This is a genomic window from Brevibacillus sp. FW301-21C12A (assembly GCF_058788915.1).
The window spans coordinates 39383-53916 of record NZ_JBYTBG010000001.1 but is presented as its reverse complement, the minus strand read 5'-3'; the positions used below and the strand labels follow the sequence as shown (position 1 = coordinate 53916).

General features: G+C 57.2%; 12 protein-coding genes. 8 read left to right on the top strand and 4 right to left on the bottom strand.

From position 1 onward, the window contains the following. Window positions 1-247: 247 nt before the first annotated feature. Window positions 248-1891: a PucR family transcriptional regulator gene (locus tag AC3WQH_RS00290; RefSeq protein ID WP_005831009.1), complete on the bottom strand. Its 1644-nt coding sequence runs from the start codon at window positions 1889-1891 to the stop codon at window positions 248-250. A gap of 165 nt (window positions 1892-2056) precedes the next feature. Between AC3WQH_RS00290 and AC3WQH_RS00285 the strand changes: the two genes are divergently transcribed. Continuing rightward, on the top strand, window positions 2057-3565 hold the full coding sequence (locus AC3WQH_RS00285) for a CoA-acylating methylmalonate-semialdehyde dehydrogenase (RefSeq protein WP_005831007.1): 1509 nt from the start codon (window positions 2057-2059) through the stop codon (window positions 3563-3565). Between the two features lie 14 nt (window positions 3566-3579). Next, window positions 3580-4944, top strand: a complete 1365-nt coding sequence (locus AC3WQH_RS00280) for an aspartate aminotransferase family protein (protein WP_005831005.1) — start codon at window positions 3580-3582, stop codon at window positions 4942-4944. A 136-nt stretch (window positions 4945-5080) separates the two neighbouring features. On the opposite strand, the gene AC3WQH_RS00275 is transcribed toward AC3WQH_RS00280, so the two are convergent. Continuing rightward, window positions 5081-5395: a MazG nucleotide pyrophosphohydrolase domain-containing protein gene (locus tag AC3WQH_RS00275; protein ID WP_007780339.1), complete on the bottom strand. Its 315-nt coding sequence runs from the start codon at window positions 5393-5395 to the stop codon at window positions 5081-5083. Window positions 5396-5490: 95 nt separating this feature from the next. On the opposite strand from AC3WQH_RS00275, the gene AC3WQH_RS00270 reads away from it, so the two are divergent. The 3 genes from AC3WQH_RS00270 to AC3WQH_RS00260 all read left to right on the top strand — a co-directional run bounded on the left by AC3WQH_RS00270 (window position 5491) and on the right by AC3WQH_RS00260 (window position 9137). Continuing rightward, entirely contained in the window at window positions 5491-6075 is a 585-nt protein-coding gene (locus AC3WQH_RS00270) for an LOG family protein (RefSeq protein ID WP_005831001.1), read from the top strand. A 197-nt stretch (window positions 6076-6272) separates the two neighbouring features. Beyond that, window positions 6273-7607 (top strand): hypothetical protein, encoded by a 1335-nt coding sequence (locus tag AC3WQH_RS00265; RefSeq protein ID WP_429781576.1) that lies wholly within the window; start codon window positions 6273-6275, stop codon window positions 7605-7607. 258 nt (window positions 7608-7865) lie between these two features. Continuing rightward, complete coding sequence (locus AC3WQH_RS00260; protein ID WP_327945182.1) at window positions 7866-9137, top strand: hypothetical protein; 1272 nt, start codon at window positions 7866-7868, stop codon at window positions 9135-9137. 43 nt (window positions 9138-9180) lie between these two features. On the opposite strand, the gene AC3WQH_RS00255 is transcribed toward AC3WQH_RS00260, so the two are convergent. Both AC3WQH_RS00255 and AC3WQH_RS00250 read right to left on the bottom strand, forming a co-directional pair. Beyond that, complete coding sequence (locus tag AC3WQH_RS00255) at window positions 9181-9588, bottom strand: hypothetical protein (protein ID WP_007780332.1); 408 nt, start codon at window positions 9586-9588, stop codon at window positions 9181-9183. Between the two features lie 9 nt (window positions 9589-9597). Then, on the bottom strand, window positions 9598-10113 hold the full coding sequence (locus AC3WQH_RS00250; RefSeq protein ID WP_005830993.1) for a hypothetical protein: 516 nt from the start codon (window positions 10111-10113) through the stop codon (window positions 9598-9600). A gap of 190 nt (window positions 10114-10303) precedes the next feature. On the opposite strand from AC3WQH_RS00250, the gene AC3WQH_RS00245 reads away from it, so the two are divergent. The 3 genes from AC3WQH_RS00245 (at window position 10304) to hydA (ending at window position 14532) form a co-directional block, all read left to right on the top strand. After that, the gene (locus AC3WQH_RS00245; protein WP_007780326.1) at window positions 10304-11650 is read left to right on the top strand and encodes an NAD(P)-dependent oxidoreductase; all 1347 of its coding nucleotides are present in this window, start codon (window positions 10304-10306) and stop codon (window positions 11648-11650) included. A 117-nt stretch (window positions 11651-11767) separates the two neighbouring features. Beyond that, complete coding sequence (preA, locus tag AC3WQH_RS00240; RefSeq protein WP_007780322.1) at window positions 11768-13045, top strand: NAD-dependent dihydropyrimidine dehydrogenase subunit PreA; 1278 nt, start codon at window positions 11768-11770, stop codon at window positions 13043-13045. A 101-nt stretch (window positions 13046-13146) separates the two neighbouring features. Then, the gene (hydA, locus tag AC3WQH_RS00235) at window positions 13147-14532 is read left to right on the top strand and encodes a dihydropyrimidinase (RefSeq protein WP_290426152.1); all 1386 of its coding nucleotides are present in this window, start codon (window positions 13147-13149) and stop codon (window positions 14530-14532) included. Window positions 14533-14534 lie beyond the last annotated feature (2 nt).

Below are 14534 nucleotides of genomic sequence, written 5' to 3'. Positions count from 1 at the left end.
TGACGCGAGCGAAGGGCTGTGTCTTTTTTTGTACAGATAAGAATGCATAAGCTTCTTATCCGGTATAAGGGCAAGTAAGGCAGCGCCTGGCCATTGGCGTAGCCAAGTTTTCTCATCCGCTTTCAGATGTGTGGTGGTCAAAATGCGTCTTTGCCCAAAAGGCGGCGAGAGCGTCGGCAAAAAGGGCGAATGCCTGGTTGTCCAACGTCGCTGCGCAAACGGTGAACGGCACGGGAGCTGGCCTTTTTTACGCAAGGACGCCTCCCTCTTCTTTTTGCAGCCATTCCCGCGCGCGCAGGGCGATCTCCAGACAGATGCGGCGCTCCGGGGAGGCGTAGTCGTCCCCGAGCAGCTCCGCGATTTTTTCCAGGCGGTGGTAGAGCGTCTGGCGGTGAATGAACAAGCGCTCGGCAGCCTCCTGCTTGGACAAGTTGGCGTCGAGGTAGACGCGCAGCGTGTGCACGAGGGCGGAGCCATGCTTTTGGTCGTGCGCAAGCAACGGGCCCAGATAGTCCGCGATGAAGCTCGCCAGCACAGGCTCGGTCGGGATATGAAACAGCAGGCGAAACAAGCCAAGGTCCGTGAAAAAAGGGCTCGTCGCTTCGCGCTGAAAAGCGAGGGCCTGCTCCGCTTCCGCCAAGTGTCTTCCGGCGTCAGACAACCGTTTGCCCACCCGCCCGATCCCGCAGCAAATCCTGGCGTCCGCTCCGAGCATTTGTCCGGCGATCCGCTTCATGTCTGCCCACGCCTTTTCCAGCGCCCGCCGTGCGTTCGCCGTTGTCTTTTGGTCGATCAGCAAAACGTAGAAGCGGTTGCCCGTGCAGCGGATGAACGGCCGAAAGCCTTGCCGCGTCAGCAGTGAGCGGAATATCGCCGTCAGATCGTGCGGCGGGAGGGCATCGTCTGTCTGGTCGGTGTTTTTTTCGCAAGACATGATGAGCGTGTAGTATGCAGGCGCCTTGCTGCTGCCGGACAGGCCGAGCAACGTGCGCATATGCTCCTCGGGCATCGCGCGGTTGGCGATGAGTTCGTCGAACAGACGGTTTTCCATGGCGCGCGTCTGTTCCTCGGCAAACATTTTGCGCAGGAAAAACTGGGCCATTGCCGAGACGGTGTTGTCCAGCGTCAACAGCAAATACTCGTCTGCCTCGCGCTCGTACAAGATCAGTCCGACGTAGGCCAGCAGGTGGCCCATTGCCATCACCGGCTGATAGATCAACTGCTTGGTCTGTGACAACGCGTGAAAGCGGACGCTGGCGTCGTTCGTGTCTGCTTGCGCAAAATGAGCGCGCATCAGCTCGGTCATCTCCAGTTGGACTGCGTGCGGCAAGGCCGGAACGTACTGGGCAGCGACGTCTGGCGAGTAAAACAGCACCTGGGTTTGCACTGCGGACTGGAAATGCTGGAGCAGCTTGGGGATGCCCGCCGCCTGCAGGCTGAGCTGCTGCAAGCCGCGGGAATACGCTTCGAGGTCGCGCAGCGCCTGCATTTGCCGATTGATGAGATGCTCGTGCAAATCTTGCGTAATATCGACGAAGCGCACAGGCTGATGGAAGACGATGAGCGGAAACTCGTGGTGGTTGGCCATCTCCAGCATGTCCGCCGGAATCGACGGGATGTACACTCCCAGCTCCACGCACAAGCCGGACGCTTTGCGCCGGATCAACTCGGCCAAATAGGCGAGCCGCTTTTCTTTCGCCTCGCCGAAGCCGAGTCCGGTGGAGAGAATCAGCTCGCCGCCATTTAAAAATTGGCCCGTATCGGCCGTCTCCAGAACGTGAACCCAGCGCACAGGCCGGGCCAGGCCCCGGTGGCCCGCCACGACCTCGGCGTGCCGAAACAACGGACGTTTGATCGCCTCGGCGATGGTCAGTCGCCAGTCATTGCTCATAAGCAGCCCCCTATCTGCCCGTCTTCCACAAACGATCCGAGGACGGGCAATTGACATGATGTATGATGAATCCTACCGAATGATTGTCATTTTGTCTAGTGATGAGCGGTTTTATTTTTTGATAAAATGGAATTGTCAAACAAATGATCGCAAGGAGTTGAAAGGATGAACACAGCCGCTGTTGGAAATCCATTGAAGAATTACGTAGGGGGACAATGGGTGGAATCGCAGGCAGCCCGCTTTGAGGACGTGCCCAACCCGGCGACGGGCGAACTATTGTCCCGCGTGCCGCTGTCGACGAAAGAAGACGTGGACAAGGCCGTTGCCGCTGCGAAGGAAGCTTTCGCAGGGTGGAGCGCGACTCCGGTCGTGGATCGGGCGCGCATCATGTTTCGTTTTCACAGCCTGCTGGTGAAGCACGAGGACGAGCTGGCGCGGATGATTACGCTGGAGAACGGCAAAAACCTCCCGGAAGCACAGGCAGAGCTGTTGCGCGGGCTGGAAATGGTCGAGTTTGCGTGCGGGATGCCGACGCTGCTCATGGGCGAGACGCTGCCCAATATCGCGGCGAATATCGACAGCCAGGCGATTCGCTTTCCGCTGGGCGTCGTGGCCGGGATTACCCCGTTCAATTTCCCTGTGATGGTTCCGATGTGGATGTATCCGATCGCGATTACCGCGGGCAATACGTTCGTCCTCAAGCCGTCGGAGCGCACGCCGCTGTCCTGCATTCGCATCGCGGAGCTGCTGAAGGAAGCGGGCTTGCCGGACGGGGTGTTCAATGTCGTGCACGGCGCCCACGATGTCGTCAACGGGCTGCTGGAACACCCGGATGTGAAGGCGATCTCGTTCGTAGGCTCGCAGCCTGTGGCGGAGTACGTGTACAAGACAGCCGCCGCCCATGGCAAACGGGTGCAGGCGCTGGCTGGCGCGAAAAACCACCATCTGGTCATGCCGGACACCGACCTGAAGCGGGCAGCGAAAACGATCGTCAGTTCGGCGTTTGGCTGTGCGGGCGAGCGCTGTATGGCGGCGAGCGCGGTCGTCGCTGTCGAGGACATCGCTGACGAGCTGGTGGCGCACCTGATCGAAGAATCCAACGCGCTTGTGATGGGCAACGGGCTTGAGGCAGGCGTCGATCTCGGTCCGGTCATTCGCGATTCGCATTTGGCCAAAGTGCACAGCTACATTGAAAAAGGGCTCGCATCCGGTGCTGCGCTCGTGCGCGACGGACGGGAGGATGCGAAGCAGCACGAAAAAGGCTACTTCCTCGGCCCGACGATTTTTGACCAGGCCGATGCGGAAATGGTCATCGTGCGCGACGAGATTTTCGCGCCTGTGCTCAGCGTCATGCGCGTGAAAAATTTTGAAGAGGGCCTGGAAACGATTAGCCGCTCCCGCTTTGGCAACGGTGCGACGATTTATACCAACAACGGAAAATGGGGCAGGGAGTTCGTGCAGCGCGTGGAGGCCGGCATGGTCGGCGTCAATGTGGGCGTGCCTGCGCCAATGGGCTTCTTCGCCTTCTCGGGCTGGAAAGAATCGTTTTACGGCGACCTGCATGCAAACGGCAAGGACGGCGTCCTGTTTTACACGAAGAAAAAGACGGTTACCTCCAGATGGTTCGAAGATGGCGATACGAGCATCGGCTCGCAAAAAGTGTTCGTAAAATAAAGGAGGCTTAGGCGATGGAGCAAGATCAACTGTTGCAAGAGTACGACAAGGACAGCCTGCTTGCGGCCGACCGCGAGCACATGTGGCATCACATGTCGCCCTACAACCCGAATCCGATGATCGTGACAGGCGCAAAAGGCTCCTGGATCACCGATATCGACGGCAACCGCTACCTGGACGGCATGTCCGGCCTGTGGTGCGTCAACGTCGGGTACGGTCGGCAGGAGTTGGCAGATGCCGCCTATGAGCAGTTGAAACAGCTCGCCTACTTCCCGCTGACGCAAAGTCACGTGCCGGCCATTCGCCTCGCGGAAAAAGTGAGCGAGTGGCTGGGCGAGGAGTATCGCGTCTTTTTCTCCAATAGCGGATCGGAGGCAAACGAGGTCGCGTTCAAAATCGCCCGCCAATACCACCACCAGAACGGCGAGCCGGGCCGCTACAAATTCATCTCGCGGCACCGCGCCTACCATGGCAACACGATGGGCGCGCTCGCTGCCACGGGCCAGGCTGTGCGCAAAGAAAAGTACGAGCCGCTCGCGCCAGGGTTCCTGCACGTGCCGCCGCCTTATTGCTACCGCTGTCCTGCGGGCAAGTCGTACGGCAAATGCAATCTGGAATGCGCGCAATACTTCGATCAGGTCATCAACTGGGAAGGCGAAAAAACCGTCGCCGCCGTCATCATGGAGCCGACGATTACAGGCGGGGGCGTGCTCGTGCCGTCGCCGGAATACATGCCGAAGGTGCGGGAGATTTGCGACAAGTACGGCGTGTTGATGATCGTCGACGAGGTCATTTGCGGCTTTGGCCGCTCCGGCCAAAAATTCGGCCACCAAAACTTCGGGATCAAGCCGGATATCGTCACGATGGCCAAAGGCATTACGAGCGCCTACCTGCCGCTGTCGGCCACGGCGGTGCGCGCCGAAATCGCCGACAAGTTCAACGAGCAGGGCAACAACCTGCATTTCCGCCACGTCAACACGTTTGGCGGAAATCCGGCGGCTTGTGCGCTCGCATTGAAAAACTTGGAGATCATGGAAGAGGAAAAGCTGGTGGAGCGCGCCGAGCAGTTGGGGGACGAATTGCGTGCCAAGCTCGCCTTCCTGGCCGATCACCCGAATGTAGGCGACATTCGCAGCTTCGGCTTTTTGATGGGCATCGAAATGGTCGAGGACCGCAAAACGAAAGAACCCGCCGCGCCTGCGAAGCTCACGCAGGTCATCGGCGAGTGCAAAAAGCGCGGGCTTATCATCGGCCGCAACGGCGATACCATTCCGGGCTTCAACAACGTGCTGACTCTTTCGCCGCCTTTTTCTACAACCAGCGATGACATCGACTTTATCGCCCGCGTCATGAAGGAAGCGTTTGACACGTTGGAATAGGAGTTTGAGATAGAGCCTTTTGGCAAAAAATCAGCAGACGCCCCTTGCAGGTACCTGTGTGTGACTTGCAGGCCGGGGCGTCTGCTGTCATGTTTGGCTGTTCGCGACGGCGGAGGCGAACAAACCGTTCCGTCCGCTACTCGTACCGCTTCTGCAGCTTCGCTTTGTGAGCGTCGAGAATCTCTTCAAACGGAATGTTGTACTGGTTGGCGAGCAAAATCAGGTTGCCCAGCACGTCGCCGAGCTCTTCCACCAGCTCCTGACGCGCTTCGTCCGCCTGTTTTTCCCCTTCGTCCGGCCGATCGCGCCCGATTTCGATGGCGCGCACGGCGCGGGCAAGCTCGCCGGCTTCTTCCATGAGAAAGCCTACGCGAATAAACGGCCCGTACTGCGTCCAGCCCCGCTCCTCGTAAAAATCTCCTACCCATTTCTGAAATTCCGTGATATTCACATGTATCTGTCCCTTCTAGATTTTTGTATAATTGTACTATACACCAAAAAGTGGTGACGAAAGCCACTCAACTTTAATGGATCCAGGAGGATGGCATGAAACGTATCTGTGTGTTTGCGGGTTCCAATCCAGGCGTAAATCCGGCTTATGCCCAATATGCAGAAGCGCTGGGGAGAGAACTGCTTGCAAGAGAGCTGGAACTGGTTTACGGCGGCTCCAACATGGGGCTGATGGGACGAGTGGCGAATACGGTGCTCGAAGGCGGCGGCAAAGCGATCGGTGTCATGCCGACCGGACTGTTTCGCGGCGAGATCGTACATACGGGTCTGACAGAGCTGCATGAAGTCGTCACGATGCACGAGCGCAAAGCGAAGATGAACGATTTGTCCGATGGCTTTATCGCCTTGCCCGGGGGCTACGGCACGTTTGAAGAAATTTTTGAAGTGGTGAGCTGGGGGCAGATCGGGCTTCACTCGAAACCGATCGGGTTGTTGAATGTGGACGGCTTCTATACGCCGCTGATGGAAATGGTGCAGCACGCTACAGAGGAAGGCTTCATCCCGCGGATGCAAGGAGAGCTGGTCGTGTGCGAGAGCGATCCGGCTGTTTTGCTCGACCGTCTGCGCGACTACAAGCCGCCCGTCAAAGTGAACAAATGGTCGGAGTTGACCGAGAAGTAGTTGCGTTGAAAAAAAGCAGTTCGCATTGGAAGATGGAGCGAGCTGCTTTTTTGCTTGGCGGAAGGGCGTTTTTGCGTTGAACTAGAAAGGATTGACACACAGTAAGAACAGGTGATAAGGTAGATGACAATATATCCTAGTGAACGCATAGGAATAGTAATAATATGTTTGGGCTTCATACATAAGGAGGAACCGTCATGATGAAATCGAACAAGTGGCTTCAGCTTTCCCACAAAGCGGCGCTCATCGCTGCGCTGGTTCTCCCGGCGACAGCGGGAGCAGCGGCTGCGAATCAGCCTGTGGCAGTCTTGGCCAAAGAAGCGGCGAGCGCATCGGCCGAGGCAGAGTACGGCAGCTTTTTGTTGCAGCAATACGGCATCTCGCTTGACAAGGCGGTGACGCGCGGGCAATTTTCCCAGGCACTCGCCAAGGTAGTTGCGGCTACCCAAAGTATAACGGAAAAAGAAGCGAGCGCGAAAGCCTACGTTCCCGAAGCGCAGGCGCAAGCGACGAAAATCGCAGCCTGGGAAGCCATCAGCGCGGCTGTGAAGGCAGCGGACTTGTCCGAGCTGGCTTACACGTACAGCGAGGATAAATTGGCAGCGTCGCTGAAAGCGGCGGGCATTTCCTACCAAAAGGGTGGAGCGCTCTCCCTGCAGGCCGCACAGGAAGTAGCGGTTGCCCTTGACACCGGGCTTGTGTCCGCGAGCAGGCTGGCCGCGATCAAGGCAGACGGGGACACGACCGGAGAGCTGGCTGTCCAACTATTGGGGAAAGTCGTGGAGTTCCACGGCGACTACAAAAACTACCTAGGCAGCGTGCAAGAGGCGGACATTTACGGCAAGCTCGCGCAAGCCTGGAGCGAATCGTCGATTATCAAGGCAGGAGAGCTGCAACAGATCATCGACACGGGCCTCAAGCAAAACCTGATTACCGGCTACAACCTGAAGGATGCTGCCTTCGATCCGCACTTTGATCCGGAGCGCACCATTACTTACGGACACAGCGATATCGCGCACGCCATTCAACTGATTGGCCTGTTGAAAAGCGAAGGCATCGACGCCAAAGTCCAGTTCGAGCCGAAAACATCCGCCTTCATCTATTTGAAAGAGTGGGGCGAGCCGACCGAGTCGGATGACTACCAGGTCGTGCAAATCGAAAACGGCAATTTTATCGCCTATGCAAAAGAATACGACCTGAGCTTCGAGTTTGCGAGCAAGGAGGAGAAGGAGCGCTTCCAGCCATTGGTGCTGAAATACGCGAAAAGAAACCAGGAAGACGTAACGGGGCTGTTGAAAGCGTCCTGGTGGCAGCCGCTCTACCACTCCCGCACGGAGCTGGCAGACTATCCGATCATTACGAACAACGTCATCAAGGAAGGCCGCTACATCGTCCAGTCGTTCTCCCTGAACGAAGAGTCGCCAAAAGTGGTAGCGGGCCTGAAAAAACTGAGCGACAAGCTGAACGTGGAAACGTACAAGTTCTGGGTTGACCAGCCATTCTACAACTACCTCCACGGCGAATCGAAATAAGCCTGTCCGTCAACGGAGAGGATCGGATAAATAGCGAAAAGCCTTGCTTTGCCCAAGCAGTGGGAAGCAAGGCTTTTTTCGCTCGCCCGCTGATCCGGATGGAGCACTAACGTATAACCCGCTGGCAAAAGCTTCAGGCTGTCCAGCAGTGGCCATTTTCACAAGGGACAAACAAAGAGAAAATGTTCGCAAAAATCCGGCATGTTTTGCTAAACTGGGATAGATAGACAAGGAAAGGCTGATCGGGGAGGGACTACCGTGTTCGCGAAATATGTGTTTCTTTTGCTTACGAGCTTTAGTTTGGCTGCAACCGCAACGGCAATCGGTTCGGCAGCCAGCGTGGCGACGGGCCTGCAACAGACTGCGCCGAGCCAGACCGCAACAGGTCAAGCGAATGCTGCGCAGGAGCTGGCGCAAGTTTCGCTCGTCCACGCGTTCCAGGGCGGCCAATGGCAACGGGACGCGCTGGGCAAATTTTTGGGACAAGCCGTCAAGTCGTTCGACGATTATGTGTATTATCAGGCGGGGATTGCCGTCAAGTGGGATGAAAACGGGCGAGCGTTCGGGGTGTTGGCAGAGCCTGGCTTCAAGGGAGAAATCGTTCCGGGCATTACCGTTCAGACGTCGCAGCAGGAGATTTTGCGCAAGCTGGGCACGCCAGCCTTCACAGAACAGGAGTACGGGCTGATCGGCTATTCTTACCAGGATTACTACTTGTTTGTCACGTTTGCCGAGCAAAAAGCGAAGGCGTTTTCCCTCTATCGCCGCGATCGCGTTCCCGACACGCGGGCGCTCGTCGATATGGCGCAGCATTTGCAAGCGTATGGAGAAAAGCTCGCCGAGCCGGCTGCTTCCGGGCCTTTTTCGATTTTTGCCGCCTGGGGTCAGCCTGATTTTACTTACCATCTGCACGGAATCGGCACGTATGCCTGGGAGTATCCGTCCAGAGGAATCGCCTACGACGGTGCGCCGGAAGAGGCGACATTGACGATCTACAGCAATTTTCCGGCAAAAGACGCGCTGCCTGCCTTGGCGAAGCTTCCCTATGTGAGCATCTCCCCGGAAGATGCGCTGTTTGTGGCCGAAAAGCAACGAATCGAGCAGGAAAAGGCCAATCTTTTGCAAGCGAAAAGCGAAGGGATTTTTGCGCCGGACCGAAAAACGGTGGCAGTCATCGACTCGGAAGTTCTCTACAGCTCCGCCAGCATCCGTTTTTACGATCCGAATGACAAGCCCGTCGCCCAGTTGTTTCCGGGGCATTACTTGAATAAAGCCGTCTGGCTGGACAACAACTGGATCTATTATGAAACGATGATGGGGGCTGGTGTCTACCATGTACCCACGCAAAAGGCGACTGTCATTTTGTCCTGGGACGAGCAGCAGGCGGCGCCGATCACGATGTTTGACGTCAACGAAACGCATCTCGACCTGGCGAAAAAGGAGATTGCGTTCGTGAGCGCGGACAGCCGCACGTACACCGTGCAATACCAGCTTGCCGGGGAGCGCGTCTTCCTTGCCTGGAAAAAATAAAGCCACCTCCACGTGTACTGGAGGTGACCAAACCGCTGTCTGTTCATTCGCTTTGCTCGCCTTCCTTTTCCGCCAAATACGCGCGCATGCCGCGCACGAACAGCTCGCGGATTACCTCATGCTGTGTCTTGCTGCTGACGAGCGCACGAATTTGCTCCAGTTCTGCAACCAGCTCGGAATCCAGGTGCAGGTTGACGGTCTTTCCTTTGTGGCGCGGGTGAATTTCCCCGTGTCCGCCGCTCTCGCGGATTTGTCCGTCTACAATCGTGCGCGGATCGAGCTGCGCCGGGTCCGGTATGTACAGGCAAGGCGCTTCCAAAATAATATGGGTCAGTTCTTCGCTGAAACGAATGGCGAGGGGCTGCCCCTTTTTTTTGTGAAAATCGCGAATTTGTCGGGACAACTCCTGATTGTCCGCGGTATTTTCCAGCATGATGACGGCCAGTTCCATAGTGCCTCCTTACGGGAGAAACAACTCTTCTTCCGGTACTTGAAGCACGACTTCTCCCGTTGTCTCCAATTGAACTTGGTAGAAAAAGCGCAGGTCACGGCGCGACACAGCGGTGACCAATGCCCAGTCTGCTTCCCGGCTGGCACGGCGAAGCTGCACGCGGTCCAGCACTTCGTACGCGGGGACGAGCAGTCCTTTTTCGTACAAAAACGACAGCACCGCCTCGCGTGGATACAGAAACCGTTTGTTGCCCTGTTTGCTCGCCAAAAGCGGAAAGGCTTCCCGTTCGTCCACGCCCTCGCCCAAATAGCCGTGATCCGACCATCGTTTGATCGTGGCCATGCTGCCGATGCGGACCTGCTTTTGCTCCAATAGCTCGAGAATTTCCCGCGAGGACATGTACGCTTTGCGCTGTTCCGACTGCTCGTGATAGCGTTGTTGCTCGTTTTCCAGTTCGGCAAGCAGCGCGGCAAGCTCTGCGATTTGCTGTTTGACCTGCGCGATTTTGCGGGCGTAGTCCTTCATCGTGACAGACTCCTTTGCCGACGTGGTTACTGTTAGCCTATTCGGACGTGAAATCATTCATGACTGCGAGCGGCGATTGATTTCACTGCGAACATATGGCGATAGGAAATGAAACAAGCATAAAACGGCGATGTTGCACATTGATTAATAGCAAGCATCTTATTCGAGCTGGCAAGGAGGCTGTATATGGATGAGCGTCCCGAATGACCTGCAAAAAAACTTCAGCGAAGTGGTGAGCGCCCTCAAGCCGAAGGAAGCGATCGATGAAGCGAATCGCTGTCTGTACTGCTACGACGCGCCCTGTATCAAGGCTTGTCCCACCTCGATTGACATTCCTTCGTTCATTCGCAAAATCGCGACAGGCAATCTGCTCGGCTCTGCGAGGACGATCATGGAATCCAATCCGGTTGGGGCAAGCTGCGCGCGCGTTTGTCCGACGGAGGAGCTGTGCGAGGGAGCCTGTGTGCTCAATCACGCCTCCAAACCGATCATGATCGGGCTATTGCAACGCCATGCGACAGACTGGGCGATCCGCAACAACGCGGCCTTGTTTCAAAAAGGAGATCCGAACGGCAAGCGGGTGGCGATTATCGGAGCGGGGCCAGCCGGGCTGTCGGCGGCGCGAGAGCTTGCCCGGCTCGGCTACGAGGTCACGATCTACGAGGCAAAAGAAAGAGCGGGCGGGCTGAACACATACGGCATCGTGTCTTTCCGGCTGCCGCAGGAAATATCGCTCTGGGAGGTCGAGCAGGTCGAGGCGTTGGGCGTGACGATCAAGACGAACACGCGGATCGGCGTCGACATCATGCCAGACGAGCTCGTTGCCAACTACGATTCGGTGTTGCTGGCGGTGGGGATGAGCAGCGTGCCTTCCTTGCATATTCCCGGGGAAGAGCTGGAAGGGGTACTGGATGCGATTGCCTTGGTAGAAGATACGAAAACGAAGCCGCTTACCACGGACATGGTCGGCAAAAAAGTGGTCGTGATCGGCGCCGGAAATACGGCGATTGACGCCGCGACCTGTTCGAAGCGGCTGGGGGCGGATAATGTGCAGATTTTGTACCGCAGAACGGTGCAGGAAATGAGCTGCTACCAGTTCGAATACGAGTTCGCCAAGCAGGACGGCGTGGAGTTTCGCTGGCTCGTGGCTCCGACGCGCGTTTTGGGGAACAAAGGGCGCGTGACAGGGCTGGAGCTGATCCGGATGGAGCTGGGAGAGCCGGATGCCAAAGGCCGAAAACGTCCGGTACCGATCCCGGGCAGCGAGTTTTTCATCGAGGTGGACTTTGTCGTTAAAGCGATTGGGCAAAATCGCCACCTGTCGCTGATCGACCAGCTTGGCCTGCAGCATCAAAACGGCATCGTCACCGTCGAGGACGGCACCTACCGGACGTCGCACCCGAAAGTGTTTGCCGCAGGGGACGTCATTTTTGGCGGAGGAAAAACGGACGCGATGGTCGTCGACGCGGCCAATCACGGAAAGCGTGCCGCTTATGCCATCGACAAGGCGATCCGCGACCAGAAGCAGCTTGTCTAGGGAAGTAATGTACAGAATATTCCGACTTAACTGTAGAAGCATTTTTTGCAGCACGTGAACCTAGCAGGGGAGTACGGCGTGCCCGTGGCAGCGCCAAAAAGATGGAGGAGAGCAATCATGGCCGATCTTTCTATCAATCTAGCAGGGATTACATCCCCGAATCCGTTCTGGCTGGCATCTGCGCCACCGACGAACTCGGGCTACCAGGTCCAGCGGGCTTTTGAAGCGGGCTGGGGCGGAGCTGTCTGGAAAACGCTGGGAGAGCCGATCATCAACGTCACGTCGCGGTTTGCCGGACTGACTTTTGGCGGGCAGCGGGTATTCGGGTTCAACAACATCGAGCTGATTACCGACAAACCGCTTGAGGTCAATTTGAAGGAAATGGATGAGACGAAAAAACGGTTTCCCAAGCATACGCTGATCGCCTCGCTGATGGTCGAGCACAAGCAGGAGGCGTGGCATGAGATCGTCAAAAAAGTGGAGGCGATTGGCGTCGACGGCCTGGAATTGAACTTCGGCTGTCCGCACGGCATGGCGGAGCGCGGCATGGGTTCGGCTGTCGGGCAGCACCCCGATCTCATTCGCCAGCAGGTCGAATGGGTAAAAGAAGTGGCCCAGACGCCTGTCATCGTCAAGCTTACCCCGAACATTACCGATATTCGCTTTACTGCCAGGGCGGCTTCGGCGGGCGGAGCGGACGCGATCAGCATGATTAATACGATCAACAGCCTGATGGGGGTAGACCTGGACAAATGGCTGCCGATACCGCACGTGGACGGAAAAGGAGCGCACGGCGGCTATTGCGGACCAGCGGTGAAACCGATAGCCCTGAACATGGTCGCCGAGTGTGCGCGCGATCCGTTTGTCGGCGTGCCGATTTCGGGCATCGGCGGGATTTCCAACTGGCGGGATGCCGTCGAGTTTTTGCTGATGGGTGCGACTGGCGTGCAAGTCTGTACCGCCGCGATGCACCACGGCTTTCGGATCGTCGAAGACATGATCGACGGCTTGAACAACTACCTCGACCAGCGCAAAATCGCCTCGGTCATGGACATCGTCGGCAAGGCCGTGCACACGTATTCGGACTGGGGCCATTTGAACCTCAACTACAAAGTAGTCGCCCGCATCCACGAAGAAACCTGTATCAACTGCAACAAATGCCATATCGCCTGTGAGGACACTTCGCACCAATGCATTGATATCGTCAAGGACGCCGCAACGGGAAAAGAGCGGTTGGTAGTGCGCGAGGAAGACTGCGTCGGCTGCAACCTGTGCTCGATTGTCTGTCCGGTGGAAGGAACGATCGAGATGGTGGAGATTCCGACGGGCAAGCCGCCGCTTTCCTGGAACCAGCGCCAGGCTGCTTTGGCAGGCGGGGGCAGTTGCGAGACGTAAGTTCTAGGGCCGATGGCATGAATGGGGCGTCTGCGGCATAGCATGTACGAGGAACGGGATGTCTCATTTATGCACGGCAGGGGAAAGGAGCGAGGAAGGTCATGAAAAAATGGATTCGCAACGGGACGGTTGTGACGGCGTCAGACACGTATCAGGCAGACGTGCTGATCGACGGCGAAAAAGTCGTCGCGATCGGCTCGGACCTGCAAGCAACAGATGCGGAGGTTATCGACGCAACCGGGTACTATTTGCTTCCGGGCGGCATTGATCCGCACACGCACCTCGACATGCCGTTTGGCGGCACGGTTACATCCGATAACTTTTTCACGGGCACAAAAGCCGCCGCATTCGGCGGGACGACGAGCATCGTGGACTTTTGCCTGACGAGCAAAGAGGAGTCGCTCCACTCCGCGATTGCGACCTGGCACGAAAAAGCGAGGGGCAAAGCCGTCATCGACTACGGCTTCCACCTGATGGTGTCCGATGCCAACGACCATGTGCTGGAAGAGCTGGAGTCGGTCGTGAACAACGAAGGCATTACTTCACTCAAAGTGTTCATGGCGTACAAAAACGTGCTGATGGCCGACGACGAAACTTTGTTCAAGACGCTGATCCGCGCCAAGGAGCTAGGGGCGTTGGTCCAAGTGCACGCCGAGAACGGGGACGTGCTCGATTATTTGACCAAGCAGGCGCTGGCCGAAGGAAATACCGATCCGATCTACCACGCCTACACCCGTCCGCCGGAAGCGGAGGGAGAGGCGACAGGCCGCGCGATTGCGCTCACGGCGCTCGCGGATGCCCAGTTGTACGTCGTGCACGTGTCCTGCGCCGACGCCGTTCGCCGGATCGCCGAGGCGCGCGAAAAAGGCTGGAACGTCTACGGAGAAACATGTCCGCAATATTTGGTGCTCGATATCACCGCGCTGGAAAAGCCGGACTTCGAAGGGGCGAAATACGTCTGGTCCCCGCCGCTGCGGGAAAAGTGGAACCAGGACGTACTGTGGAGCGCGCTGAAAAACGGGATTTTGCAAACAGTTGGTTCCGACCACTGTCCGTTCAACTTTTCCGGGCAAAAAGAGCTGGGCCGCGGAGATTTTACGAAAATTCCGAATGGCGGCCCGATCATTGAGGATCGCATGACCATCCTCTTTTCCGAGGGCGTGCGCAAAGGCAAAATCAGCCTGAATCAATTCGTGGACATCACCTCCACCAAAGTCGCCAAGCTGTTTGGCATGTTCCCGCAAAAAGGCACGATTGCGGTTGGCTCCGATGCGGACATCGTCTTGTTCGACCCGACTGTGCAGCGGACGATTTCGGTGGAGACGCACCATATGAATGTGGACTACAACCCGTTTGAAGGCATGCAGGTTCACGGCGACGTCATTTCTGTGCTTTCCCGCGGCGCGTTCGTCGTCCGCAACAAGCAGTTCGTCGGCCATGCGGGGGCGGGCCGCTACGTGAAGCGGTCGACGTTTGCCAGACCATAGCC